General features: G+C 69.8%; 20 protein-coding genes and 2 tRNA genes. 4 read left to right on the top strand and 18 right to left on the bottom strand.

The window, feature by feature from the left end:
- Positions 1-52: 52 nt before the first annotated feature.
- From EV567_RS01830 to EV567_RS01785, 10 genes are all read right to left on the bottom strand, one after another.
- Entirely contained in the window at positions 53-2,002 is a 1,950-nt protein-coding gene (locus EV567_RS01830; protein ID WP_130436785.1) for a TIGR03960 family B12-binding radical SAM protein, read from the bottom strand.
- A 77-nt stretch (positions 2,003-2,079) separates the two neighbouring features.
- Positions 2,080-3,279 carry a rod shape-determining protein RodA gene (gene rodA, locus EV567_RS01825; RefSeq protein WP_130436784.1) on the bottom strand — a complete coding sequence of 400 codons (1,200 nt, stop codon included), beginning with the start codon at positions 3,277-3,279 and terminating at the stop codon, positions 2,080-2,082.
- The gene (gene mrdA / locus EV567_RS01820; protein WP_130436783.1) at positions 3,276-5,543 is read right to left on the bottom strand and encodes a penicillin-binding protein 2; all 2,268 of its coding nucleotides are present in this window, start codon (positions 5,541-5,543) and stop codon (positions 3,276-3,278) included. The genes rodA and mrdA overlap by 4 nt, the downstream gene beginning before the upstream one ends.
- A 142-nt stretch (positions 5,544-5,685) precedes the next feature.
- The gene (gene mreD / locus EV567_RS01815) at positions 5,686-6,357 is read right to left on the bottom strand and encodes a rod shape-determining protein MreD (protein WP_130436782.1); all 672 of its coding nucleotides are present in this window, start codon (positions 6,355-6,357) and stop codon (positions 5,686-5,688) included.
- A 13-nt stretch (positions 6,358-6,370) separates the two neighbouring features.
- A complete protein-coding gene (mreC, locus tag EV567_RS01810; RefSeq protein ID WP_130436781.1) occupies positions 6,371-7,312 on the bottom strand; it encodes a rod shape-determining protein MreC in 942 nt (313 codons plus the stop codon).
- Between the two features lie 163 nt (positions 7,313-7,475).
- Positions 7,476-8,495 carry a rod shape-determining protein gene (locus tag EV567_RS01805; protein WP_130436780.1) on the bottom strand — a complete coding sequence of 340 codons (1,020 nt, stop codon included), beginning with the start codon at positions 8,493-8,495 and terminating at the stop codon, positions 7,476-7,478.
- Positions 8,496-8,842: 347 nt separating this feature from the next.
- Positions 8,843-9,256 (bottom strand): nucleoside-diphosphate kinase, encoded by a 414-nt coding sequence (gene ndk / locus EV567_RS01800; RefSeq protein ID WP_130436779.1) that lies wholly within the window; start codon positions 9,254-9,256, stop codon positions 8,843-8,845.
- Positions 9,257-9,320: 64 nt separating this feature from the next.
- Positions 9,321-9,686, bottom strand: coding sequence for a DUF4233 domain-containing protein (locus tag EV567_RS01795; RefSeq protein ID WP_130436778.1), 366 nt, complete (start codon positions 9,684-9,686; stop codon positions 9,321-9,323).
- Positions 9,687-9,690: 4 nt separating this feature from the next.
- A complete protein-coding gene (locus EV567_RS01790; RefSeq protein ID WP_130436777.1) occupies positions 9,691-11,211 on the bottom strand; it encodes a folylpolyglutamate synthase/dihydrofolate synthase family protein in 1,521 nt (506 codons plus the stop codon).
- Between the two features lie 103 nt (positions 11,212-11,314).
- The gene (locus EV567_RS01785; protein ID WP_130436776.1) at positions 11,315-13,939 is read right to left on the bottom strand and encodes a valine--tRNA ligase; all 2,625 of its coding nucleotides are present in this window, start codon (positions 13,937-13,939) and stop codon (positions 11,315-11,317) included.
- 136 nt (positions 13,940-14,075) lie between these two features.
- On the opposite strand from EV567_RS01785, the gene EV567_RS01780 reads away from it, so the two are divergent.
- Positions 14,076-15,020, top strand: coding sequence for a hypothetical protein (locus EV567_RS01780; RefSeq protein WP_130436775.1), 945 nt, complete (start codon positions 14,076-14,078; stop codon positions 15,018-15,020).
- A gap of 103 nt (positions 15,021-15,123) precedes the next feature.
- Here EV567_RS01780 and clpX read toward each other — a convergent pair whose 3' ends face one another.
- The 5 genes from clpX to EV567_RS01755 all read right to left on the bottom strand — a co-directional run bounded on the left by clpX (position 15,124) and on the right by EV567_RS01755 (position 19,996).
- Positions 15,124-16,410, bottom strand: a complete 1,287-nt coding sequence (clpX, locus tag EV567_RS01775) for an ATP-dependent Clp protease ATP-binding subunit ClpX (protein ID WP_130436774.1) — start codon at positions 16,408-16,410, stop codon at positions 15,124-15,126.
- Positions 16,411-16,601: 191 nt separating this feature from the next.
- Positions 16,602-17,267 (bottom strand): ATP-dependent Clp protease proteolytic subunit, encoded by a 666-nt coding sequence (locus tag EV567_RS01770; RefSeq protein ID WP_130436773.1) that lies wholly within the window; start codon positions 17,265-17,267, stop codon positions 16,602-16,604.
- Positions 17,268-17,334: 67 nt separating this feature from the next.
- Entirely contained in the window at positions 17,335-17,940 is a 606-nt protein-coding gene (locus tag EV567_RS01765) for an ATP-dependent Clp protease proteolytic subunit (RefSeq protein WP_130437532.1), read from the bottom strand.
- Positions 17,941-18,340: 400 nt separating this feature from the next.
- Complete coding sequence (tig, locus tag EV567_RS01760) at positions 18,341-19,720, bottom strand: trigger factor (RefSeq protein ID WP_130436772.1); 1,380 nt, start codon at positions 19,718-19,720, stop codon at positions 18,341-18,343.
- 199 nt (positions 19,721-19,919) lie between these two features.
- A tRNA-Pro gene (locus tag EV567_RS01755) sits at positions 19,920-19,996 on the bottom strand.
- Between the two features lie 151 nt (positions 19,997-20,147).
- Here EV567_RS01755 and EV567_RS01750 point away from each other — a divergent pair.
- Positions 20,148-20,218: transfer RNA gene (locus EV567_RS01750), tRNA-Gly, on the top strand.
- Between the two features lie 511 nt (positions 20,219-20,729).
- Here the strand turns inward: EV567_RS01750 and EV567_RS01745 are convergent.
- The gene (locus EV567_RS01745) at positions 20,730-20,924 is read right to left on the bottom strand and encodes a hypothetical protein (protein WP_130436771.1); all 195 of its coding nucleotides are present in this window, start codon (positions 20,922-20,924) and stop codon (positions 20,730-20,732) included.
- Between the two features lie 442 nt (positions 20,925-21,366).
- Here EV567_RS01745 and EV567_RS01740 point away from each other — a divergent pair, with 442 nt between their 5' ends.
- A complete protein-coding gene (locus EV567_RS01740; protein ID WP_130436770.1) occupies positions 21,367-22,533 on the top strand; it encodes an acyltransferase family protein in 1,167 nt (388 codons plus the stop codon).
- Here EV567_RS01740 and EV567_RS01735 read toward each other — a convergent pair.
- Positions 22,530-22,988, bottom strand: a complete 459-nt coding sequence (locus EV567_RS01735) for an HD domain-containing protein (RefSeq protein ID WP_130436769.1) — start codon at positions 22,986-22,988, stop codon at positions 22,530-22,532. The two genes, EV567_RS01740 and EV567_RS01735, sit on opposite strands and share 4 nt — an antisense overlap.
- Positions 22,989-23,193: 205 nt before the next feature.
- Positions 23,194-24,378, bottom strand: coding sequence for a PP2C family protein-serine/threonine phosphatase (locus tag EV567_RS01730; RefSeq protein ID WP_130436768.1), 1,185 nt, complete (start codon positions 24,376-24,378; stop codon positions 23,194-23,196).
- A 162-nt stretch (positions 24,379-24,540) separates the two neighbouring features.
- On the opposite strand from EV567_RS01730, the gene EV567_RS01725 reads away from it, so the two are divergent.
- Positions 24,541-25,803, top strand: coding sequence for a GNAT family N-acetyltransferase (locus EV567_RS01725; protein WP_207228649.1), 1,263 nt, complete (start codon positions 24,541-24,543; stop codon positions 25,801-25,803).
- Positions 25,804-25,862 lie beyond the last annotated feature (59 nt).

Raw genomic sequence — 25,862 nt, 5'->3', positions numbered from 1 at the left:
CGAAGGGTCGGTGACCCCCCGGACGCCCCTCACCGCGTCGAGCGGAGCTCGCTCAGTGGCTGTGCCCGCTGCCCGCGGGCTGCTTCACCGAGAGCGGCAGCAACTTCTTCCCCGTCGGGCCGACCTGGATCTCGGTGCCCATCGCCGGGCACACACCGCAGTCGAAGCACGGCGTCCAACGGCAGTCCTCGACCTCCGTCTCGTCGAGGGCGTCCTGCCAGTCCTCCCAGAGCCAGTCCTTGTCGAGGCCGGAGTCCAGGTGGTCCCAGGGCAGGACCTCCTCGTAGCCGCGCTCACGGGTGGTGTACCAGTCCACGTCGACGCCGAACTGTGCCAGCGCCTTGTCCGCGCAGCTCATCCAGCGGTCGTAGGAGAAGTGCTCGCGCCAGCCGTCGAAGCGGCCGCCGTCCTCGTAGACGGCGCGGATGACGGCGCCGATACGGCGGTCGCCCCGCGACAGCAGGCCCTCCACGATGCCGGGCTTGCCGTCGTGGTAGCGGAAGCCGATCGAACGGCCGTACTTCTTGTCGCCGCGGATCTTGTCGCGGAGCTTCTCCAGCCGGGCGTCGGTCTCCTCGGCGGACAGCTGCGGCGCCCACTGGAACGGCGTGTGCGGCTTGGGCACGAACCCGCCGATCGACACCGTGCAGCGGATGTCGTTGGAGCGGGAGACCTCGCGGCCCTTCTGGATGACGTTCATCGCCATGTCGGCGATCTGGAGGACGTCCTCGTCGGTCTCCGTCGGCAGACCGCACATGAAGTACAGCTTCACCTGCCGCCAGCCGTTGCCGTAGGCGGTGGCGACCGTGCGGATCAGGTCCTCCTCCGAGACCATCTTGTTGATGACCTTGCGCATGCGCTCGGAGCCGCCCTCGGGGGCGAAGGTGAGTCCGGAGCGGCGGCCGTTCCTCGTCAGCTCGTTCGCCAGGTCGACGTTGAAGGCGTCCACACGCGTCGACGGGAGGGACAGACCGATCTTGTCCTCCTCGTAGCGGTCCGCGAGGCCCTTGGCGACCTCGCCGATCTCGCTGTGGTCGGCGGAGGAGAGCGACAGCAGGCCGACCTCCTCGAAGCCGGTCGCCTTCAGGCCCTTGTCGACCATCTCGCCGATGCCGGTGATCGACCGCTCACGGACCGGGCGGGTGATCATGCCGGCCTGGCAGAAGCGGCAGCCGCGGGTGCAGCCGCGGAAGATCTCCACCGACATCCGCTCGTGGACCGTCTCGGCCAGCGGGACCAGCGGCTGCTTGGGGTAGGGCCACTCGTCGAGGTCCATGACCGTGTGCTTCGACACACGCCACGGCACGCCCGAGCGGTTCGGGACCACACGGCCGATCCTGCCGTCGGGCAGGTACTCCACGTCGTAGAACGCCGGGATGTACACCGCGCCGGTCCTGGCCAGGCGCAGCAGGACCTCCTCACGGCCGCCGGGGCGGCCCTCCGCCTTCCACGCGCGGATGATCTCCGTCATGTCGAGCACGGCCTGCTCGCCGTCGCCGATGACGGCCGCGTCGATGAAGTCGGCGATCGGCTCCGGGTTGAAGGCCGCGTGGCCGCCCGCGAGGACGATCGGGTCGTCGATCGTGCGGTCCTTGGACTCCAGCGGGATGCCCGCGAGGTCGAGGGCGGTGAGCATGTTCGTGTAGCCCAGCTCCGTGGAGAAGGACAGACCGAACACGTCGAAGGCCTTCACCGGGCGGTGGCTGTCCACGGTGAACTGCGGGACGCCGTGCTCCCGCATCAGCTCCTCCAGGTCCGGCCACACGCTGTACGTGCGCTCGGCGAGGACGCCCTCCCGCTCGTTGAGCACCTCGTAGAGGATCATGACGCCCTGGTTGGGCAGACCGACCTCGTACGCGTCCGGGTACATCAGCGCCCAGCGGACGTCACAGTCGTCCCAGGGCTTGACGGTGGAGTTCAGCTCGCCGCCCACGTACTGGATCGGCTTCTGCACATGCGGGAGCAGAGCTTCGAGCTGCGGGAAGACCGATGCGACAGGCATCTCTCGAACCTTCTTGAGCTGGCAGGGGTGACCATCAAGCGTAACGCGCCCCCGGCGGCCCTCGGACCGCCCGGGAATCACGCCGACATGGGCCGCTGCACTCTGATCGACTGAAGCAGTCCCACCGCCACCCACACCGCGAACATCGACGATCCGCCGTACGACACGAACGGCAGCGGAAGTCCGGTGACCGGCATGATGCCCAGCGTCATGCCGATGTTCTCGAAGGCCTGGAAGGCGAACCAGGCGACGATCCCGGCGGCGACGATCGTGCCGTACAGCTCGGTCGTCTCCCGGGCGATGCGGCAGGCGCGCCACAGGACGACGCCGAGCAGGACGATGATCAGGCCGCCGCCGACGAAGCCGAGCTCCTCGCCGGCGACCGTGAACACGAAGTCCGTCTGCTGTTCGGGCACGAACTGACCCGTCGTCTGCGAGCCCTGGAACAGTCCCGCTCCGGTCAGTCCGCCCGAACCGATCGCGATCCGGGCCTGGTTGGTGTTGTAGCCGACGCCCGCCGGGTCGAGGCTGGGATTGGCGAAGGCCGCGAAGCGGGCGATCTGGTACTCGTCGAGAATGTGCAGCTGCCAGACGGCGATCGCGCCGGCCGCGCCCGCGGTGATCAAACCGAAGACCCAGCGGTTGGAGGCGCCCGAGGCCAGCAGCACCCCCAGCACGATGATGACCATGACCATCACCGAGCCGAGGTCCGGCATGAGCATCACGATCATCATCGGCACCGCGGCGAGACCCAGTGCCTGAAGGACCGTGCGATGGTCGGGGTGGGGCTTGTCCCCGGCGTCGACCCGGGCCGCCAGCAGCATCGCCATGCCCAGGATGATCGTGATCTTCACGAACTCCGAGGGCTGGAGTGAGAAGCCGCCGCCCAGCACGATCCAGGAGTGCGCGCCGTTGACCGTGGAGCCCAGCGGCGTGAGCACCAGCAGGATCAGCAGCACCGACAGCCCGTAGAGGACCGGCACCGCGTTGCGCAGGGCGCGGTGGCCGAGCCAGACCGTCCCGGCCATCAGGGCCAGTCCGATCCCGGTGTTCATCACATGCCGGATCAGGAAGTAGTACGGGTCGCCCTGGTTGATCTCGGTGCGGTTGCGCGTCGCCGAGTACACCAGCACCGAGCCGATCAGCGACAGGGCCGTGGCCGACAGCAGGATCGGCCAGTCCAGACGCCGGGCGACCGAGTCGCGGGCGAAGAGCCGCGTCCAGCCGGCCCGCTGCGGCCCGTACCCGGAGACGGAGAACCCGTTCGCGCCGGTCATGAGCTCACCCTCCGGCTTCCCCGCCCGCGCGGACCGCGCCGTCGCCGCCGCCGGGTGTCGCGGTTGGCCTCGGGCGAGGCCACCGTCGCCGCCGGCTGCGAACCGCCGGCCGCAGCCGCGCCCTCCTCGGGGGCCTTCTGGAAGGCCTGCTGCTCCTTCGCCGGGTCCTTGGAGATCTTCGGGGACGCGATGGTGCCGTCCGTCTTGATCGTGGGCAGGCCCTTCTGCGGGGTGGGCAGCAGCGCGTTCTTCGGGGTGATCGTGCCGTCGTCGGAGATGCCGTACAGCGCGTCGTATATGTTGCGCACGGCCGGGCCGGAGGCCCCGGAACCCGTACCGCCCTGGGAGATCGTCATCACGATCGCGTAGTCCTTGGTGTACGTGGCGAACCACGACGTCGTCTGCTTGCCGTAGACCTCGGCGGTGCCGGTCTTGGCGTGCATCTGGATCTTGTCCTGCGGCCAGCCGCCGAAGCGCCAGGCGGCGGTGCCGCGGGTGGCGACGCCGGCGAGGGCGTCGTCCATCTGCGCCAGCGTCTGCTTGCTGACGGGCAGCTTGCCGTGCGACTTCGGCTTGATCTCCTTGACGCTCTTGCCGTCGGCGCTGATGACGGCCTTGCCGACCGTCGGGTCGTACAGCGTGCCGCCGTTGGAGATGGCCGCGTAGATGGTGGCCATCTGAAGGGGCGTCACCAGGGTGTCGCCCTGGCCGATGGAGTAGTTGATCTCGTCACCGGCGCGCATCTTGTTGCCTTCGAGGCAGTTCTCGTACGCGATCTTCTCGACGTAACTGCCGTCCTTCTTCCCCGTCTTGCACCAGGCGCTCTTGTTGGCGTCCCAGTACGCCTGCTTCCACTCGCGGTCGGGGACGCGGCCGCTGACCTCGTTGGGCAGGTCGATCCCGGTCTCCGCGCCGAGTCCGAACTGGTGGGCCGTCCTGTAGAAGAAGTCCTTGGGCTTCTTCTTCGGGTCGATGCCGCCGTCCTTCTGCCACTCACGGTGCGCCAGCCCGTAGTAGACGGTGTCGCAGGAGACCTCCAGCGCGCGGCCGAGGCTGATCGGGCCGTGGTTCTGGGACTCGAAGTTCTTGAAGACCTGGCCGCCGACCGAATACGAGCTGGAGCAGTTGTAGCGGCCGTCGAAGGGGTAGCCGGCCTGGACCGCGGCGGCCGTGGAGACCACCTTGAACACCGAGCCGGGGGCTGCCTGACCCTGTATGGCCCTGTTGAGCAGCGGGTAGTTCGAGGACTTGCCGGTGAGCCGCTTGTAGTCCTTGGCGGAGATGCCGCCCACCCAGGCGTTCGGGTCGTAGGTCGGGTTGGACGCCATGGCGACGATGCGGCCGGTCTTGGCCTCCATCACCACGACCGCGCCGGAGTCGGCCTTGTAGCGCTCGTTGGTGTTGCGGTCCCACTCCTTGCGGGCTGCCTTCATCGCCTCGTTGAGCTCGAACTCGGCGACCCGCTGCACCCGGGCGTCGACGCTGGTGACGAGGTTGGAGCCGGGCTGCGCCGCGTCGGCCTCGGCCTGGCCGATGACCCGGCCGAGGTTGTCGACCTCGTAGCGGGTGACGCCGGCCTTGCCGCGCAGCTGCTTGTCGTACTGGCGCTCCAGGCCGCTGCGGCCCACCTGGTCCGAACGCAGGTAGGGCGAGTCGGTGTCCTGGGCCTTGGTGATCTCCTCGTCGGTGACCGGCGAGAGGTACCCGAGGACCTGGGCGGTGTTGGCGGCGCCGGGGGCCGGGTAGCGGCGCACGGCCTCCGGCTCGGCGGTGATGCCGGGGAAGTCCTCGGCACGCTCGCGGATCTGCAGGGCCTGCTTGGCCGTGGCCTCGTCGGTGATCGGGATCGGCTGGTACGGCGAGCCGTTCCAGCAGGGCTGGGGCGTCTGCGCGTCGCACAGCCGGACCTTCTGGGTGACCTCCTCGGCGCTCATGCCGAGGACGCCCGCGAGCTTGGTCAGGACGGCCTTGCCGTCGTCCTTCTGCTTCAGCAGGTCGGTGCGGGAGGCGGAGACGACGAGGCGGGTCTCGTTGTCGGCGAGGGGCACGCCCCGCGCGTCCAGGATGGAGCCGCGCACGGCGGGCTCGACGACCTGCTGGACGTGATTGCCCGAGGCCTCCTTGGCGTAGGCGGCGCCCTCCCGGATCTGGAGGTACCACAGTCTGCCGCCGAGGGTGCCGAGCAGGGAGAGGACGAGGATCTGGATCACGACGAGCCGGATCTGGACCCGTGGCGTCCGCCCGGTCTCGGGAATGTTGGTCACTGCGGCTGCCTCCCCCTCTCGGTGCGCTGACGTACGGCTCTCTGTGCGGATGCGGATGTCGCCGCGTACGACTGATGAACGTCCGGCCCGCCCCGCCCCGTTCCGCCGGGGCCATCCCCCGTCCGGGTGAACTCGCCGCCGCTCACAGCCGCTTGACCCCCTTGATGCGCCCGGCCCGCGCCACCCGGGCGCGGGCCGCCTTCATCCGCAGCCCGCCGCGCTGTCCCCCGACCCTCAGGCCCGTCCCGGAGGAGTGCCAGCCGGAGGAGATGTCGGCGGCCTTGCCGCCGGAGGTGGTCTCGGCGAGCGGGTCGTTCTCCGCGCGCCGGGCCAGGAACATCACGCCCGGCACCACGAACGGGGCGAGCAGCAGGTCGTACAGGGCAGCCGAGAACAGCAGGCCGGTCAGGCCGACGCCGCGAGCCGCGGTGTCGCCGACGAGGGCGCCGACGCCCGCGTACAGCAGGGTGGAGCCGACCGCGGCGGCCACGACCACCACCATCGGCCCGGTGGCCGACCTGACCTGGCCGTTCTCCGGTTTGACGAGCCCGGCGAGATAGCCGATCACGCACAGCACCAGGGCGTAGCGCCCGGCGGCGTGGTCGGCGGGCGGCGCGAGGTCGGCGAGCAGTCCCGCGCCGAAGCCGATGAGGGCGCCGCCGACATGACCGTAGACCAGGGCGAGCCCCAGCACGGTCAGCAGCAGCAGGTCGGGCACGGCGCCCGGGAGGTGGAGGCGGGCGAGGACGCTCACCTGGACGACCAGGGCGACGATCACCAGGGGGACGGAGAGCAGGATCCGGTTGACGCGCATTCGTTGTCAGCTCCTACTGCTGGTCCTGGCCGTCGGCGGGTGCGTTCGCGTTCGGGGTGACCGTGACGGTCACCGTCGGCGTGGGGACCGGCTTGGGCTTGGCGGGGAGCACCGTGTCACGCGGGTCCTTCTTCGGGGCCTCGACGACGACGCCGACGATGTCGAGCTTGGTGAAGCTGACGTACGGCGTCACGTAGAGGGTGCGGGTGAGGTCGCCGCCGGAGGGGTCGACGCGGGAGACCACGCCGACGGGGACGCCCGGCACGAACGGCCGGTCCGCCTGGGAACCGAAGGTGACGAGCCGGTCGCCCGCCTTCACCTCCGCCTTGCCGTTGAGGAGTTCGACGCGCAGCGGCCGGTCGCCCTGCCCGGAGGCGAAGCCGAGTTCGTCGCCGGCCTCCATGCGCGTGCCGACGGTGAAGTCGGGGTCGTTGGCGAGGAGCACGGTCGAGGTGTTCGGGCCGACGGTCGTCACCCGGCCGACGAGGCCGTCGGCGTTGAGGACGGTCATGTCGCGCTTGACGCCGTCGGCGGCGCCGATGTCGATGGTGACGGTCCAGGAGAAGCCCTGGGCCGCTCCTATCGCGATGACCTGGGCGCCCTTGATCCCGTACTGGCCGGCGCCGGCGAGCTTCAGCATCTTGTCGAGCTGCGTCAGCCGGCTGCGGTTGCGGTCGTCGCTGCCGAGTTTCGCCTCGAGAGCCGCGTTGCGCTGCTCCAGCTCCGCGAGCCGGTCGTGGCGCTCACCGGAGTCGCGGACCGCGGAGACGGCGTTGCCGACCGGGTCGACCACCGAGGACACGCCGTCCTCGATGGGGCCGAAGGCCGCGGCCGCGGCCCGTCGGGCACCGTCGACCGGGGAGTCCTCCCCGCCGCGGATGTCCACCGTGATCAGCGCGAACGCGACGGCGATCAGCAGCACCAGGAGCAGCCGGCTCTCTCGTGTGTCCCTCACGTGCGGCGGCCGTGCCCTTCCTCTGTAGGAGTTTCCTCTGCGGGAATTCGGGTGGCCCCCGGCCTGTGCGGCCAAGGGGCGCTTCGTGGGAGCTTATGCCTCTATTGCAACGATCCGCCGCACGAGAGGAGATCGTCTCGTACGGCGGAATCGAAGCGTTACGTCATCTGCGCGGCGCGGCGTCCAGGACCTGCTGGAGCGCCTCGAACTCCTCGACGCACTTGCCGGATCCGAGCGCCACGCTGTCCAGCGGGTCCTCGGCGATGTGGATCGGCATGCCGGTCTCGCGCCGCAGCCGCTCGTCGAGGCCGCGCAGCAGGGCTCCGCCGCCGGTCAGGACGATGCCGCGGTCCATGATGTCGCCGGACAGCTCCGGCGGGCACTTGTCGAGGGTGGTCTTGACCGCGTCGACGATGGCGTTGACCGGTTCCTCGATCGCCTTGCGCACCTCCGCGGCGGAGATGACGACGGTCTTCGGCAGCCCGGAGACCAGGTCCCGGCCGCGGATCTCGGTGTGTTCGTCGGCGTCGAGGTCGTACGCCGAACCGATCGTGATCTTGATCTGTTCGGCCGTCCGCTCACCGAGGAGGAGGGAGTACTCCTTCTTGATGTGCTGGATGATCGCGTTGTCCAGCTCGTCGCCCGCGACGCGGATGGACTGGGCGGTGACGATGCCGCCGAGCGAGATGACCGCGACCTCCGTGGTGCCGCCGCCGATGTCCACCACCATGTTGCCGGTGGCCTCGTGGACCGGCAGACCAGAGCCGATGGCCGCGGCCATGGGCTCCTCGATGATGTGCACCTGGCGCGCGCCGGCCTGCGTCGACGCCTCGATGACGGCGCGGCGCTCGACGCCGGTGATGCCCGAGGGCACACAGACGACGACCCGCGGGCGGGCGAGGTAGCGCCGCTTGTGGATCTTCAGGATGAAGTAGCGGAGCATCCGCTCGGTGATCTCGAAGTCGGCGATCACGCCGTCCTTCAGCGGACGCACGGCGACGATGTTGCCGGGCGTGCGGCCGATCATCTTCTTGGCTTCGGCGCCGACCGCGAGGATGCCACCGGTGTTGGTGTTGATCGCGACGACGGACGGCTCGTTGAGTACGATCCCGCGACCCCTGACGTACACCAGCGTGTTGGCGGTCCCGAGGTCGACAGCCATGTCACGGCCGATGAACGACATTGAGTTCCCCATCAGGATTCGACAGGCCTTCCCATGAGCTTTTGAGGGCTTCTCAGGTCGGCGAGGTGGGTGCTGTGACGTGAAGGCTTCCATCGTAGACGCGCCTGCACGGACACTGCGCGAGGGTCTTCGCCATTGTCAGCAGATGCCGGAGCGCCTCGCTTGTGGAGACGGTCCATAGGGGGCATCCGTTCCCCCGATCGCCACGCATATGCCGAGGGACGGCCGAAAAGGACACGGCCGTCCCAGGTCAGACGGACGGTCGGAGTGACGGCCCATCAGAAAAATCCGCGAAACCTTCGCGGGAGGCGGGAGCCGCGGCCCCGCCGCCCGTCCCTCGGGGTCGCTCAGGCCCGGCCCGGGAAGAAGATCTTCACCTCGCGCTCGGCGGACTCCTCGGAGTCGGAGGCGTGGATCAGGTTCTCGCGGACGATGACGCCGTAGTCGCCGCGGATGGAGCCGGGCGCGGCGGCGATCGGGTCGGTGGGGCCGGCGAGCGCGCGCACGCCCTCGATGACCCGCTCGCCCTCCACGATCAGCGCGACGACCGGCCCGGACGACATGAACTCCACGAGCGGCTCGTAGAAGGGCTTGCCCTTGTGCTCGCCGTAGTGCTGCTCCAGCGTGTCCTGGTCCAGCGCGCGCAGCTCCAGCGCCGTGATCCGCCAGCCGGCCTTGCGCTCGATACGGCTGATGATCTCGCCGGTCAGGCCTCGACGGACGGCGTCGGGCTTGAGCAGGACGAGGGTGCGCTGGCTCACGGGAGGACTCCTTCTACTGCCGGTGTGCGGTGGGATGAGGTTACAGGGCGTGTCCGCGCGCCCGTCACACAGCGTCAGCAGCGTCCGGGGACGGTGCGTCCGCCTGCGCCGCGAAGCGGGCCTTCGCCTCGTCGATCTTGCGGCCGTAGTGCACCGACGCCCACCACAGGGCGCCGAAGAGGACGCCCAGCACGAACATCATCGGCACGACGAAGCCGGCGGCGACCAGGGCGATCTGGAGGGCCCAGCCCAGGGCCACTCCCCCGGGCCGGGTCACCATGGCGCACAGCAGCACGCTGAGCAGCATGGCCACGCCGCACACCGTCCACACCGTGGACATGGACAGGTCGGGGTCCTTCATGGCGACCAGGCCGGCGAAGCCGATGATGAAGAACTCGCCGATCAGGGTCGAGGAACAGAGCGTGCGCATGGACTCAGCCCTTCAGCAGCAGCCGGGCTTCCCCGACGGTGATGACGGATCCGGTGACCAGGACGCCGCCGCCGGCGAACTCGCCCTCCTCCTCGGCGAGCGTGATCGCCGCCTCCAGGGCGTCGGGCAGCCGGGGCTCGACCTGGACGCGGTCCTCGCCGAACACCTCGACGGCGATCGCGGCGAGCTCGTCCGCGTCCATCGCGCGGTGGCTGGAGTTCTGCGTGACGACGATCTCCGCGAAGATCGGCTCGAAGGCCTCCAGGAGCCCGCGCACGTTCTTGTCGCCGCTCGCGCCGACGACGCCGATCAGCCGGCTGAAGTCGAACGCCTCGCCGATCGCCTCGGCGGTGGCCCGGGCACCGGCCGGGTTGTGGGCGGCGTCCAGCACGACGGTCGGCGACCGGCGCACGACCTCCAGGCGGCCGGGCGAGGACACCGCGGCGAACGCCTTGCGGACGGTGTCGATGTCCAGCGGCTCGGGCCGCTGGGCGCCCACGCCGAAGAACGCCTCGACGGCGGCGAGCGCGACGGCCGCGTTGTGGGCCTGGTAGGGGCCGTGCAGCGGGAGGTACACCTCGGGGTACTCGCCGCCGAGACCGCGCAGGGTGAGCAGCTGCCCGCCGACGGCGACCTGCCGGGACACGATCCCGAACTCAAGGCCCTCGCGGGCGACCGTGGCGTCCACCTCGACGGCCTTCTTCAGCAGCACCTGGGCGGCGTCGACGGGCTGCTGGGCCAGGATGACCGTCGCGTCCTGCTTGACGATCCCGGCCTTCTCGCCGGCGATCGCGCCGGGCGTCTCACCGAGCCGGTCGGTGTGGTCCAGGTCGATGGGGGTGATGACGGCCACGTCACCGTCGATCACGTTGGTGGCGTCCCAGGAGCCGCCCATGCCCACCTCGACGACGGCGACGTCGACGGGTGCGTCGGCGAAGGCGGCGTACGCCATGCCGGTGAGCACCTCGAAGAAGGACAGCCGGTACTCCTGCTGGGCGTCGACCATCTCGATGTACGGCTTGATGTCCTGGTACGTCTCGACGAACCGCTCGGCGGAGATCGGCGCGCCGTCCAGGCTGATCCGCTCGGTGATCGACTGGACGTGCGGGGAGGTGTACCGGCCGGTGCGCAGCTCGAACGCGCCGAGCAGGGCCTCGATCATGCGGGCGGTGGAGGTCTTGCCGTTCGTGCCCGTGATGTGCAGGGAGGGGTACGAGCGCTGCGGGTCCCCGAGGACGTCCATCAGCGCGGCGATGCGGGCGACGGACGGCTCCAGCTTGGTCTCGCCCCACCGCGTGGCCAGCTCCGTCTCGACCTCGCGCAGCGCCTTGTCGACCTCCGGGTCCTCGGGGCGCGCAGGCACGTCGGAGCTGGGCGGGCCGCCCTGCGTGCGCAGGGTGCGGCTGCCGGCCTCGATCACCGCGAGATCGGGGTCGCGATCGGTCTCGGCCGCGATGAGTTCTTCGAAGGCGTCGAGGGAGTCGGGCGTGTCATGGGGGCCGTTGCCGGGGTCTTCGTCGCTCACGGGGCCAGTCTACGGACGGCCGAGGACAGAGATGGGCGAAGGCCCCCGGAGCTGGATGAACACTGCTGGTCGCTCCGGGGGCCTTCGGCCGCTGACGTGCCGCTCACGCCTGGGGCAGGCGCTCCAGCTGGGCCTGGATGCGGGCGATGTCCTCGTCCGCCTTCGCCAGCCTGGTGCGGATCTTGTCCACGACCTGGTCGGGCGCCTTGGCGAGGAAGGCCTCGTTGCCGAGCTTGGCGTTCGCCTGGGCCTTCTCCTTCTCCGCCGCGGCCAGGTCCTTCGCCAGCCGCTTGCGCTCCGCCGCCACGTCGATCGTGCCGGACAGGTCCAGCGCGACCGTCGCCCCCGCGACGGGCAGGGTCGCCGTCGCCGCGAAGGCGTCGCCCTCCGGCTGGAGGCGCAGCAGCTGGCGGATGGCGGCCTCGTGCGGCGCCAGGGCGGTGCCGTCGAGGGTCAGCCGGGCCGGGACCCGCTGGCCGGGCTGGAGGCCCTGGTCGGCGCGGAAGCGGCGGACCTCGGTGATGACCGACTGGAGCGTCTCGATCTCACGCTCGGCGGCCGCGTCCCGGAAGCCGCTGTCGGTGGGCCACTCGGCGATGACGACCGACTCGCCGCCGGTCAGCGTCGTCCACAGCGTCTCCGTGACGAAGGGGACCACCGGGTGCAGCAGCTTGAGGGTGACGTCGAGGACCTCGCCCAGGACCCGCTTGGAGACCTCGGCCGCTTCGCCGCCCGCCTGGAACGTGGTCTTGGACAGCTCGACGTACCAGTCGAACACCTCGTCCCACGCGAAGTGGAACAGGGCGTCGGAGAGCTTCGCGAACTGGTAGTCCTCGTAGAACGCGTCGACTTCGGCGACGACGGAGCTGAGGCGGGAGAGAATCCAGCGGTCTGTGGCCGACATCGCGGACGCGTCCGGCAGCGGGCCCTCGATCGTCGCGCCGTTCATCAGCGCGAAGCGGGTCGCGTTCCAGATCTTGTTGGCGAAGTTGCGGGAACCCTGGACCCAGTCCTCGCCGATCGGGACGTCGACACCCGGGTTGGCGCCGCGGGCGAGGGTGAACCGGAGGGCGTCGGAGCCGTACTTGTCCATCCAGTCCAGCGGGTTGACCGCGTTGCCGAAGGACTTCGACATCTTCTTGCCGAACTGGTCGCGGACCATGCCGTGCAGGGCGATGGTGTGGAAGGGCGGGGTGCCGTCCATCGCGTACAGGCCGAACATCATCATCCGGGCGACCCAGAAGAAGAGGATGTCGTAACCGGTGACCAGGACGGAGTTCGGGTAGAACTTCGCGAGCGACTCGGTCTGTTCGGGCCAGCCGAGCGTGGAGAACGGCCACAGGCCGGAGGAGAACCAGGTGTCGAGGACGTCGGTGTCCTGACGCCAGCCCTCGCCGGTGGGCGGCTCCTCGTCGGGTCCGGCGCAGACGACCTCGCCGTTCGGGCCGTACCAGACCGGGATGCGGTGGCCCCACCACAACTGACGTGAGATGCACCAGTCGTGGAGGTTGTCGACCCAGTCGAAGTACCGCTTCTCCATCTCCTGCGGGTGGATCTTGACGCGTCCGTCGCGGACGGCGTCACCGGCCGCCTTGGCGAGCGGGCCGACCTTGACCCACCACTGCATGGAAAGGCGCGGCTCGATGGTCGTCTTGCAGCGCGAGCAGTGGCCGACGCTGTGGGCGTACGGCCGCTTCTCGGCGACGATCCGGCCCTCGGCGCGCAGCGCGGCGACGATGGCGGAGCGGGCCTCGAGCCGGTCCAGGCCCTGGAAGGGGCCGTGGGCGGTGATGACCGCGTGCTCGTCCATGACGGTGAGGGACGGCAGGTCGTGGCGCCGGCCGATCTCGAAGTCGTTCGGGTCGTGGGCCGGGGTGACCTTGACGGCGCCCGTGCCGAACTCGGGGTCGACGTGCTCGTCGGCGACGACCGGGATGGAACGGTCGGTCAGCGGCAGCTTGATGAGCTTGCCGACCAGGTGCTTGTAACGCTCGTCGTCGGGGTGAACGGCGACGGCGGTGTCACCGAGCATGGTCTCGGCGCGGGTGGTGGCGACGACGAGCGTCTCGTCGCCCTCGCCGTACCTGATGGAGACGAGCTCGCCGTCGTCGTCCTGGTACTCCACCTCGATGTCCGAGATGGCGGTCAGGCAGCGCGGACACCAGTTGATGATGCGCTCGGCCCGGTAGATCAGCTCGTCGTCGTAGAGCCGCTTGAAGATGGTCTGGACGGCCTGGGAGAGGCCCTCGTCCATGGTGAAGCGCTCGCGCGACCAGGCGACGCCGTCGCCGAGGCGGCGCATCTGGCCGGAGATCTGCCCGCCGGACTCGCCCTTCCACTGCCAGACCCGCTCGACGAACGCCTCACGGCCGAGGTCGTGGCGGGACTTGCCCTCCTTGCCGAGCTCGCGCTCGACGACGTTCTGGGTGGCGATGCCGGCGTGGTCCATGCCGGGCTGCCACAGCGTCTCGTAGCCCTGCATCCGCTTGCGGCGGGTCAGGGCGTCGATGAGGGTGTGCTCGAAGGCGTGCCCGAGGTGCAGGCTGCCCGTGACGTTCGGCGGGGGGATGACGATGGTGTACGGCGGCTTGTCGCTCTTCGCGTCCGCGTCGAAGTAACCCCGCTCCACCCAGCGCTCGTACAGCGGCCCCTCTACCTCGGCCGGCGCGTACTGGGTCGGCAGTTCGGTGCTGGGCGCTGGTGGCTGCTGCTGAGCGTTCTCGGTCACGGGCTCAGTTTAGGGGTGTCACGGGGCAGTCCCGAAACGCCTTTGTTCTGTAACGGTGAGGGACCCGCCGCCGAAGGCCCCCACGGCTTGGGACAGGATGTGAGAACTACATAAGCATCTGGAGGGGAACCCAGGAATGAGCTACAACCAGCCGGGCCCGTACGGCGGGCAGCAGCCTCAGCAGCCCGGTCCGTACGGCCAGCCCGGTCCGTACGGCCAGCAGCCGCAGGCCCCGCAGCCCGGCTATGGCTACCCCCAGCAGCCCCCGGCCCCGCAGCCGGGTTACGGCCACCCCCAGCAGCAGCCGGGCCCGTACGGCCAGCAGCCGCCCACCGCACCCGTGGGCCAGGTGCCCTACGGCCAGCCCCCGTACGGCGTCCCGCAGCCGCCCCCGCCGGCCGGCGGCGGCAAGAAGAAGGCCGCGATCGTCATCGGCGCGGTGGCGGTCGTGGCCGCGATAGCGGTGGGTGTGACGCTCCTCCTCGGCAACGGCGGCGGTTCGGACATCGCCGACGACGGCCCGCACAAGCTGACCACTCCGGCGACGGTGCTCACCGACTACAAGAAGGCGAGCACCTCGGACGAGGACTCTTTCACCGAGGACGACGTGAAGGACGCCGAGAAGCACGGTGTGAAGAACGCCAAGGACGTGGAAGCCGAGTACGAGACCGGCGACAAGAGCAACCCGCTCGCCCAACGGATGATCAAGTTCATGGGCGTCTCCGGTGAGATCGCGGAGCCGGAGACGGTCGTCGACGCCATGTTCGCCGAGATGAAGAAGGGGGCGAACAAGGACGAGGAGGGCGAACTCGTCGGCTCGCCGAAGGAGTTCAAGCCGGCCGGACTCAACGGCGCCGTCCTCAAGTGCCAGGAGACCAAGATCTCCAGCGGCTCGGGGACCGAAGCCGAGGGCATGCCCAGCGAGTTGAGCATGCCGGTGTGCATCTGGGGCGACCACAGCACGCTGGGCATCGTCTTCAGCATGGACCTGGCGGACGTGATGTCCGGCAAGGCCTCCGACCTCGGCGGCGCGGCCGAGCTGACGGCCAAGTTCCGCGGCGAGGTCCGCGTCAAGGCCTGACCTCCGCACCCGCCCGCACGACGACGAGGGCGCTCCCACCGCGGCACGCGGTCGGAGCGCCCTCGTTCATGTGCGGGGCGGCGGTGGTGTCACACCGTCGGTGCTACGCCGTCTTCTGCTCCCCCGGGCCCCGGCCGCGGGCGTCGCGCGGGATCAGGGTGGGGTTGACGTTGGAGTGGACGACGTCGGCGGTGATGACGACGCGGGCCACGTCCTTGCGGGAGGGCACCTCGTACATCACCGACATCAGGACCTCCTCCATGATCGCGCGCAGGCCGCGCGCGCCGGTCTGGCGGAGGATCGCCTGGTCGGCGATGGCCTCGAGGGCCTCGCGCTCGAAGTCCAGCTCGACGCCGTCGAGTTCGAAGAGGCGCTGGTACTGCTTGACCAGCGCGTTGCGCGGCTCGATGAGGATCTGGAGCAGGGCCTCGCGGTCCAGGTTGTGCACCGAGGTGATGACGGGGAGGCGGCCGATGAACTCGGGGATCATGCCGAACTTGACCAGGTCCTCGGGCATGACGTCCTCGAACTGGTCCTTGGCCTCCAGCTCCCGCTTGGAGCGGATCGTCGCGCCGAAGCCGATGCCCTTGGCGCCGGCCCGGGTCTCGATGATCTTCTCCAGGCCCGCGAAGGCGCCGCCCACGATGAACAGGACGTTCGTCGTGTCGATCTGGATGAACTCCTGGTGCGGGTGCTTGCGGCCGCCCTGCGGCGGCACCGAGGCCGTGGTGCCCTCGAGGATCTTCAGCAGGGCCTGCTGGACGCCCTCGCCCGACACGTCACGCGTGATGGAGGGGTTCTCGCTCTTGCGCGCGACCTTGTCGATCTCGTCGATGTAGATGATCCCGGTCTCGGCCTTCTTGACGTCGTAGTCGGCCGCCTGGATCAGCTTCAGCAGGATGTTCTCGACGTCCTCGCCGACGTATCCCGCCTCGGTGAGCGCGGTGGCGTCGGCGATCGCGAACGGGACGTTCAGCATGCGCGCGAGGGTCTGCGCGAGGAGGGTCTTGCCGGAGCCCGTGGGGCCCAGCAGGAGGATGTTGGACTTCGCCAACTCGATGGCGTCGTCACGGCCTTGGGCTCCGCCGTTCTCGCCGGCCTGGACCCGCTTGTAGTGGTTGTACACCGCGACGGAGAGGGCCTTCTTCGCGGGCTCCTGGCCGACGACGTACCCCTCCAGGAACTCGTAGATCTCGCGGGGCTTGGGGAGTTCCTCCCAGCGCACCTCGCTCGTCTCGGCGAGTTCCTCCTCGATGATCTCGTTGCAGAGATCGATGCACTCGTCGCAGATGTACACACCGGGCCCTGCGATGAGCTTCTTGACCTGCTTCTGGCTCTTGCCGCAGAACGAGCACTTGAGCAGATCGCCGCCGTCACCGATGCGTGCCACGGTGTGCTTCCCCTTCGCCTGGGAGACGACTGGACGCTAAGAGTCCAGCGGCTCCTGGTGCTGCCTTATGTCCGACGGTACCTTGCCGGGCCCCCCGTTCGGGCCCCCCTTGGCACGGTTCACTACGACCCACCTCACGTGGACCGTGTCACACACCGCGCCAAGGGGCGGCGGACGTTACCACGCCCGCGTCAGCGTACTTCGCTGTTGTTCATCTTCCGGGTGGAGATGATCTGGTCGACCAGGCCGTACTCGAGCGCCTCCTCGGCCGTGAGGATCTTGTCGCGCTCGATGTCCTCGCGGATCTTCTCGATCGGCTGGTTGGAGTGCTTGGCCAGCATGTTCTCCAGTTGGTCGCGCATCCGGGTGAACTCCTTGGCGATGATCTCCAGGTCGGAGAGCTGCCCGCGACCGGTGGAGCCGGCCGGCTGGTGGATCAGCACGCGGGAGTTCGGCAGGGCCATGCGCTTGCCCGGCGTGCCGGCGGCGAGCAGGATCGCCGCGGCGGAGGCCGCCTGGCCCATGCAGACGGTCTGGATGTCCGGCTTCACGAACTGCATCGTGTCGTAGATGGCCGTGAGGGCGGTCATGTCGCCGCCGGGGCTGTTGATGTAGACCGAGATGTCCCGGTCGGGGTCCATCGACTCAAGGCACAGCAGCTGCGCCATGACGTCGTTGGCGGAGGCGTCGTCGATCTGGACGCCGAGGAAGATCACGCGCTCCTCGAAGAGCTTCGCGTACGGGTCGTACTCGCGGATGCCCTGGGAGGTGCGCTCGACGAAGCGCGGGACCACGTAGCGGCTGTCGGGCCGGGGCCCTTCGTACTGGCCGCTGGCGGCGCCGGGGAAGTTGCTCATGTGCGTGTTCACCATCCTGGTGCGTTACGGGCTGAAGTGTCGGCGGTGCGGGGCGAGGCCGGGGCGGTCAGGCTCCGGTGCCGCCGCCTCCCGGAACACCGGAGGCATGCGTGATGATCTCGTCGATGAGGCCGTAGTCCTTGGCCTCCTGCGGGGTGAACCAGCGGTCGCGGTCGCCGTCGCGGATGATCGCCTCGACCGTCTGGCCCGAGTGCTGGGCGGTCAGCTCCGACATGCGCTTCTTGGTCCGCAGCAGGTACTCGGCCTGGATCTTGATGTCCGAGACGGTGCCGCCGAGGCCGGCGGAGCCCTGGTGCATCATGATGTCGGCGTGGGGCAGCGCGAAGCGCTTGCCGGCCGCGCCGCCGGTCAGCAGGAACTGGCCCATGGACGCGGCCATGCCCATGGCGATGGTGACCACGTCGTTCGGGATGTACTGCATCGTGTCGTAGATCGCCATGCCTGCCGTCACCGAGCCGCCGGGGCTGTTGATGTACAGGTAGACGTCCTTGGTCGGATCCGCGGCCAGGAGCAGCAGCTGTGCGGTGATCTTGTTGGCGATGTCGTCGTCGACCTGCTGTCCGAGGAAGATGATTCGCTCGTTGAGCAGCCGGTTGTAGACCTGGTCACCGAGGCCGCCACCGAAGGAAGGCTCGCCGGCGGCGGAGGGCATCAGATTCGTCACGTATCCACCTGCTCGTCTTACGACGGCGCCGGGCCGTCTCACGTGTTCTGCCGGGGCGTGGGGCCGTCCGGCGGTTCGGCGACTCCCCTGCCCTCGTATTCATGGACCCTAACGCGCGGGTCCCTTCGGGGAATCCCGGAGAGGTGAGTGTTCGCCGGGGGCGTAGAGCTCCACAGGGGCGCTCCGCCGGGGGCGGGGGCGGATCGTCGGGGGTGCTTGCGGCGGTCTTCGGGCTGCGGGGCGGTCGGTGGTTGCTCGCGCCCGCGCGGCGGAGCCGCATATCGGCACAGCCCCGCGCCCCTGGGCTGCCCGGCGTACGCCGAAGGGGCCCCGGAGCTTGATCGCCCCAGGGCCCCTTCTGACTGCTTCAGCGGTGACGCCCGGCTGCTCAGGCCTCGTTCTTGTCCTCGGAGGTCTCCGCCTCGGCGGAGGGGGTCTCCTCGGTCTCCTCGTCCTCGTCGTCGAGGTCGATGACCTCGCCGTTGGTGTCCTTCACCGTGGCGGACTCGACGACCAAGGCCAGGGCCTTGCCGCGGGCGACCTCGCCGACCAGGAGCGGAACCTGGCCGCCCTCGACGACCGCCTGGGCGAACTGGTCGGGGGACATGCCGGAGGAGGCGGCACGGCGCATGAGGTGCTCGGTGAGCTCCTCCTGGTTGACGTTGAGCTTCTCGCGCTTGACGAGCTCGTCCAGGACGAACTGGGTCTTGATGCCCTTGACCGCGGCCTCGCGGGTCTCGGTCTCGAACTCCTCGGCGGTCTTGCCCTGGATCTCCAGGTACTTGTCGAGGGTCAGGCCCATCTGACCGAGCTGGTGGTGCTCGAGGTTGTGCTTGCGGGTGTTGACCTCGTCCTCGAGCAGCTTCTCGGGGACGGGCACCTCGACGAGCCCCAGGAGCTTCTCCAGGACGCGCTCCTGGGCCTGGGTGGCCTGGTCGAACTGCTTCATGTCGGCCAGACGCTTGCGGCTGTCGGCCTTCATCTCGTCGAGCGTGTCGAACTCGGAGGCGAGCTGCGCGAAGTCGTCGTCCAGCTCGGGGAGTTCACGCGCGGCGACCTGGGTGACCTTGACGGTGACCTCGGCCTCCTTGCCGGCCGCGGAGCCGCCCTTGAGCTCGGAGGTGAAGGTGGTCTCGCCACCGGCCTCCAGGCCCTTGACGGCCTCGTCGATGCCGTCGAGGAGCTCGCCGGAGCCGATGGTGTAGGAGACGCCGCTCGCGACGCCGTCCTCCAGCACCTCGCCGTCGACCTTGGCCTCGAGGTCGACGGTGACGACGTCGCCGTCCTCGGCGGCGCGCTCCACCGGGGAGGTGGAGGCGAAGCGCTCACGAAGCTGTTCCACGGACTTCTCGACGTCTTCGTCGGTCACCTCGACGGCGTCGACCTCGACCTCGATGGAGGAGAAGTCCTCCGGGAGCTCCAGGGAGGGGCGGATGTCGACCTCGGCGGTGAAGTTCAGCGTCTCGCCGTCCTTCAGCTCGGTGATGTCGACCTCCGGCTGGCCGAGGACGTCGATCTCGGCCTCGTTGACCGCCTCGGTGTAGAACTTCGGAAGCGCGTCGTTGACGGCCTCCTCCAGGACCGCACCGCGGCCGAACCGCTGGTCGATGACGCGGGCAGGGATCTTGCCCTTGCGGAAGCCCTTCACCGTGACCTGCTGGTTGATCTTCTTGTACGCCGCGTCGAGGCTGTCCTTGAGCTCCTCGAAGGGCACCTCGACAGTGAGCCGAACCCGGGTCGGGTTCAGGGTCTCCACGGCGCTCTTCACGGTTCGGTCTCCTTGTGGCTGACTTCTTGGGTTTCGCCGGAGCCAGACAGGTCCGGCGATTCGCCGCCCGGGATTCTCAGGCCGAGTGGGCTCGGGACACACGGGCGCGCAGTTTGCATAGTAGCCGCAGCCGGGGGAGCGCCCAAAAGACGATCAACGGCCAGGCGTACGGCGTGATCGCGCAGGCGGTTCGCGCAGGTGGTCGGGGTGGCGGGATTTGAACCCACGGCCTTCCGCTCCCAAAGCGGACGCGCTACCAAGCTGCGCCACACCCCGTCTGGTGCGACACGTAGGGTACATGCCCGCGGCCCGCCCGACCGCCGCCTTTACCGAGCGTCGACGCGACCGGAGGACCACGGTGTGCGACAAGGCGACCGGACCCGCTACGATGCCTGCAGTGCCGCGGCCACACCGCGGCGCGTCCTGTGCGGGCGTAGCTCAATGGTAGAGCCCTAGTCTTCCAAACTAGCTACGCGGGTTCGATTCCCGTCGCCCGCTCTGCACGACTCAGGGCCAGGCCGGAGGATCACTCCTCCACCTGGCCCTGATCGCGTTCCGGGGAAGACGGGGGGCCGGGCGACCCCGGTCTCGACGATCCGGGGATCGACGTGTACCTCACCCGCGACGAGACCTGGAACCCGCTGTACACGATCGAGGTGCAGAAGGCAGGCGACTACAAGGTCACCTGCTCCTCTCCCGGAAGGCCGTCCCAGTACGCCGTCGGGGATCCAGGAGGCTTCGTCACGTTCGGAGGCCGGCTGGTGCCGATGCCGGCCTCGCGATGCCCGGCATCGGCATCGGCGCCGCCATCGCCCTCGTCACAGCTTCGCGCCGCAGAGGCCATCGCCAGCGGCTGCTCGCCGAACGCCACGGCCCCGGTGGCAGCCACCCCGCACAGCCGCTGTGAGCCCCGGTGCCGGTCCCGGCCGGCAGTGCAGGGCCGCCGGGCTCGGGCTGTCCGCCAGGTGAAGAGAACCCGTCGTGATCGGGAAGGGTTCCGGCGCCCCTTTCAGAAGCTGATCTGGTTGATCGTCTCCGCCAGGGAGTTGAGGAAGCGGTTGATCGAGGGGGCCATGCCGGTCGAGGCGAGGAAGAAGCCGAAGAGGATCGCGACGATGGCGGGGCCCGCCTTGATGGAGCCGCCCCGGATCAGGACGACCAGGACGATCGCCAACAGCAGCACCACTGACAGTGAGATGGCCACAACTGATCACACACCCTCGGTCGGTTCCGCACTGCCGGCCCGGGGTCGCGACCCCGCGTACCCCGCAGAGACCATCGTGCCACCAACAGGCCCCTTATATGCGGCCCGTGACGCATCCTCGACGCCGACCGTCCCTCACGTATCGCGCGTGGGGCATCCGAAAAGGGCCTCGCACCTTAATTCATGGGCCTGTTCCCGCAGTTCGTTCACAACTGCTGCGCAATGGATTCGAATTGTGGCGGGAGGCGGGTGACTACGGGCTCACAACCGGCGATATGCACTTTTTAGTCTGGATGATTCATGACATTCAGGGCGCTGTGTGACCCGCAAGACGGCAATGCGAGCGCCGAGTTCGGCTAATTCGCGAGCAGCCTGGCTCGGATAACGAGAAACGCACTCACGCGTTTCACGTATCGCCGCGGACAACGCTAGGGTGCCTCAGATGTTCCACGCCGCTTCGTCTCTCGTGCCGAGCCCGCGCTCTTCCCCGAGCGAGAAAGATCAGCGCCGGGAGTCCCCGGACAGACGGCCCGAACAGCGCGACGCGTTCTTCGACAACGCCAAGTACCTGGCGATCGTGCTGGTCGCGGTGGCTCATTCCTGGGAGCCCCTCAAGGGCGGCGACCGGCCGCTCCAGGCGGCGTATCTCGTGGTGTACGCCTTCCACATGCCGGCCTTCATCGTCATCTCCGGCTACTTCTCCCGGCGTTTCGACGCGAGCCCGAACCGGCTGAAGCGGCTGGTCACCGGTGTCGCCGTGCCGTACGTCGTGTTCCAGGCCGGCTACACCCTCTTCGCGCGCTACGCCGGCGGCAACGCCGACCAGGAACTCAATCTCCTCGACCCGTACTACCTCACCTGGTTCCTGTGCGCGCTGTTCGTCTGGCGGCTGACCACCCCCGTGTGGAACCTGCTCCGCCGTCCGCTGCCGGTCGCGCTCGCCGTCGCCATGCTGGCGTCGCTCTCCCCCGCCATCGGCGACGACCTCGACCTCCAGCGCCTGCTGCAGTTCCTGCCGTTCTTCGTGCTGGGGCTGTGCCTGAGGCCCGAGCACTTCCAGCTGGTGCGCCGCCGTCCGGCGCGGATCGCCGCCGTGCCGCTGTTCGCCCTCTCACTGGCCTTCGCCTACTGGGCGGTGCCGCGGATGGACCACGCCTGGTTCTACCACCGTGACTCCGCGCAGGAGATGGGCGCGCCCTGGTGGGTCGGCCCGCTCATGCAACTCGCCATGTTCGGTTGTTCGTTGCTGCTGACCGCCTGCTTCCTCGCGTTGGTTCCGGGGCGCACGACCTGGTTCACCCCGCTCGGCGCGGGCACCCTGTACGGCTATCTGCTGCACGGCTTCCTGCTCAAGAGCGCGATCTACGCCGGGCTGTTCGAGCCGGCCTGGCTGCACGGCCCGCTCGGGGTGATCGCCGTCAGCCTGACCGTGGGCGCCGCCGTCACCCTGCTGTGCACCGAGCCCGTCCGGCGGGTGTTCCGGTGCGTGGTGGAGCCGAGGATGGAGTGGGCGTTCCGTCGGGACGCCGGCCGTGAGGCGCGGGAACGCGAGCAGGAGCGGGAGCGTCTGCGTGTGAGGGAGCAGCGGCGCGAGAGCGTCTCGGCCTAGCCGGCCGTCCCGGTGCCGCCGGTGAGGCCGAGCAGCGCGCGCATGTGCGCGTACTTCTCGGTCAGCCGGGACCTGGTCGGGGCGTCCAGGACGGCCAGCCGGGCCGGGTCCGCGTTGTGCGCCAGGTCGGCCTCCTTCACCAACAGCGCGCCCGGGGTGGCGAGGACGCGCCCCGCGTACGCCTCGGGTGTCTCCCCGGCCCGCTTGGTGACGGCCAGCACGACCGCCTTCGTACGGTCGCTCAGCGCGGCCCCGCGCAGCCAGGTCTCGGAGAGGGCGTCGTCCTCGACCGCGTCGTGCAGCCAGGCGGCGGCGATCTGGTCGGCGTCCCCGCCCCGGTCCCGTACGCCGTCGGCGACCGCCTGGAGGTGCTCGGAGTAGGGGCGGCCCGCCTTGTCGGTCTGGCCCTCGTGCGCGGCGCGGGCGAGCGCCTCGACCTCGGTCAGCGTGAGCATGCGGGACCTCTCCCTCGTGTCGGCTGCCGGCCCTGGCGGCACTAGTGCCGTGACCGGAAAGGTTCACCGGCTCGCGACGCCCGGCACGGCGCCTCGCCGCGTTGTCGCATCACCCGAGTACATCCAGTACGCGGGCCATGCTCCGCCTTGCGATGCACCGCACCGGACGCCGCGAGCTTCCCGGCAAACCTTTTCGGTCACGGCACTAGAGAAGCGGTGGCGTCTGGGCCGTGGGGCCCTCGCGGCAGATCAGGAGCAGGGCACGGTCGTCGTTGACGTCTTTGGCGACGGCCTCGATCAGGTGCCAGGCGGCGCCCTGGAAGCCGCCGGCGACATAGCGGTCGGCCTCGCCGGTGAGGCGGTCGATGCCCTCGACGATGTCCCGGTCGGAGGTCTCCACCAGGCCGTCCGTGAACAGCATCAGCACGTCGCCGGGGCGCAGGATCCCCTTCACCGGGTCGAACTGGGCGCCTTCGTAGACACCGAGCAGCGGGCCCTCGGCCGCCTTCTCCTCCCAGCGGCCGCTGCCCGCGCTGAGCTGGAGGCCCGGCGGATGTCCGGCCGAGTACAGCTCGTAGTCGCCGGAGTCGAGGTCCAGGACGAGGTGGATGGAGGTGGCGAAGCCCTCGTCCCAGTCCTGGCGCAGGAGATAGCCGTTGGCGGCGGGCAGGAAGGCGTGCGGGGGCAGCGAGCCGAGCAGGCCGCCGAAGGCGCCGGACAGCAGCAGGGCGCGCGAGCCGGCGTCCATGCCCTTGCCGGAGACGTCGGTGAGGACGACCTCCATGGTGCGGCCGCCGTTGGTGCGGGCGGCGACGACGAAGTCGCCGGAGAACGACTGGCCGCCGGCGGGCCGCAGCGCCATCTCGCGGTGCCAGCCCTGCGGAAGCGTCGGCAACTTGCTCTGCACGCGGATGCGTTCACGCAGGTCGAACAGCATCGTGCCGCCGCGCCGCCAGGGCACGCCGACCCGGCTGCGGAACTGGGCGATGAGCAGCCCGAAGAGACCGCAGGCCGCGACGACGAGCACGACGCCCGGGGTGACCCGGGAGGGGCCCTCGGTGTACGGGCCGAGTTGCACCGACTCCACGATGAGGGCCGTGGCCGCCGCCGCGTACAGGCCCAACAGGCTCGCGGGGCGCAGCAGGAGGCCGCCCGCGACGATCGGCAGCACGAGCGCGGCCGGCGAGCACCAGACGGAGTTGGCGAGGGTGGTGGCGGCGATCAGCGGGACGGTGAGCAGCAGTCCGGCCAGCGCGATCCAGTCCGAGCCGTCGCCGCGGAAGTAGTCGACGGCGCTCCGGCGCACGCCGGTGCGGACCCGGTGCACCAGGTGCTTCAACCGGGCCGTAGACGTCTCGGCTTCCGCTCGCCGCTGTCGTCCTGCCGCCATTAATTCGGGACCCTATCCATCCGACCCGTCGCTTGGCACGGGAGGTCCCACTTGTCCCCCGTCCGAGCTTCGACTTCACAGTGAACGGCACGGAAAGCGATTCCGCCGCGAGGAGGGAGAAATTCCCTGGCTCGTCCCGCATTGCGCTGGTAGGCATGATTCATGACGACTGAGGCGACGGGGCGCGCGCCCCTTCCGGCCGCGGCTCTCACGGTGCTGCGGCAGGACGGCTGGGACGAATGGTACGACAATCTGGTGCGCGCCTTCGGTGGCGTCGACGATGCCGCTGAGGAGCGTGAGTTGTGGAGAGCGCTCACTCCGTACGAGCGTTCCCTGGCCGCCTGGGACGGTGAGCTGTTGGTGGGGACCGCGGGGGCGTACGACTTCCGGTTGACGGTGCCCGGCGGGGCTTCGGTGCCGGCCGCGGGCGTGACGATGGTCTCCGTGGCGGCCACGCACCGGCGGCGCGGCGTCCTGACCTCGATGATGCGGCGCCAGCTCGACGACATACGCGCGTGGGGCGAGCCGTTGGCCGTCCTCACCGCCTCCGAGCCCGCGATCTACGGCCGGTTCGGGTACGGCGCGGCGACCTCCGCCCTCCACGCCGAGATCGACACGAGCCGGGTGCGGCTGTCCGTCCCGCCCGGCACCGATGACGTACGCCTGCGCTACGCCGATCCCCTGGGCAGCCTGGACGCGTGCGAGGCGCTGTACGCGCGTACGGTGCCGCTGCGGCCGGGGATGCTGGCGCGGCGGCCCGGGTGGGAGCGGCTGGGGGTGCTCGACCCGGAGAGCGCGCGGGGCGGCGCGTCGCCGCTGCAGTGCGTGCTCGCCGAACGGGACGGCGAGGTCAGCGGGTACGCCCGGTTCCGGGTCGCTCCGCGGTGGACGGACGCCGGGCACAACGGGCAGGTGGTGCTGCAGGATCTGGTCGCGGTGGACCCCTGTTCTGGCGCGGCGCTGTGGCGGTTCCTGTTCGGCATCGACCTGACCACCTCGCTGAAGGTGCGCAGCCGGCCCGTGGACGAGAGCTGGCAGCACCTCGTCTCGGACGTGCGCCGGTGTGACCCGCGGGTGCGGGACTCGCTGTACGTGCGGCTGGTCGACGTCGGGGCCGCGCTCGAGGCGCGGACGTATCCGGCCCCGGTGGACGTGGTGTTGGACGTCGAGGACGCCTTCTGCCCGTGGAACACGGGGCGTTGGCGGCTGACCGGCGACGCGAAGGGGGCGAGCTGTGAGCGGACGACGGACGGGGCTGATCTCGCGCTGTCCGTACGGGAGTTGGGGGCGGTGTATCTGGGGGGCGTGAGCCTGGGGTCGCTGGCCGCGGCCGGCCGGGTGCGCGAGCTGCGCCCGGGGGCGCTGGAGGAGGCGTCGGTGGCGTTCGGCGGCTGGGCGGCGCCCTGGCTGCCGCACGGCTTCTAGGTCGCGTTTCGAAAGCAGCGTCGTCCGCCCGAAGGGCACGCCGCCGGGCAGGCGTGACT

Source organism: Streptomyces sp. BK239 (assembly GCF_004217285.1).
In the GTDB taxonomy this organism is placed as follows: domain Bacteria; phylum Actinomycetota; class Actinomycetes; order Streptomycetales; family Streptomycetaceae; genus Streptomyces.
Note: the sequence above shows the minus strand (reverse complement) of the source record. Positions and strands in the feature narration are given on the sequence as shown.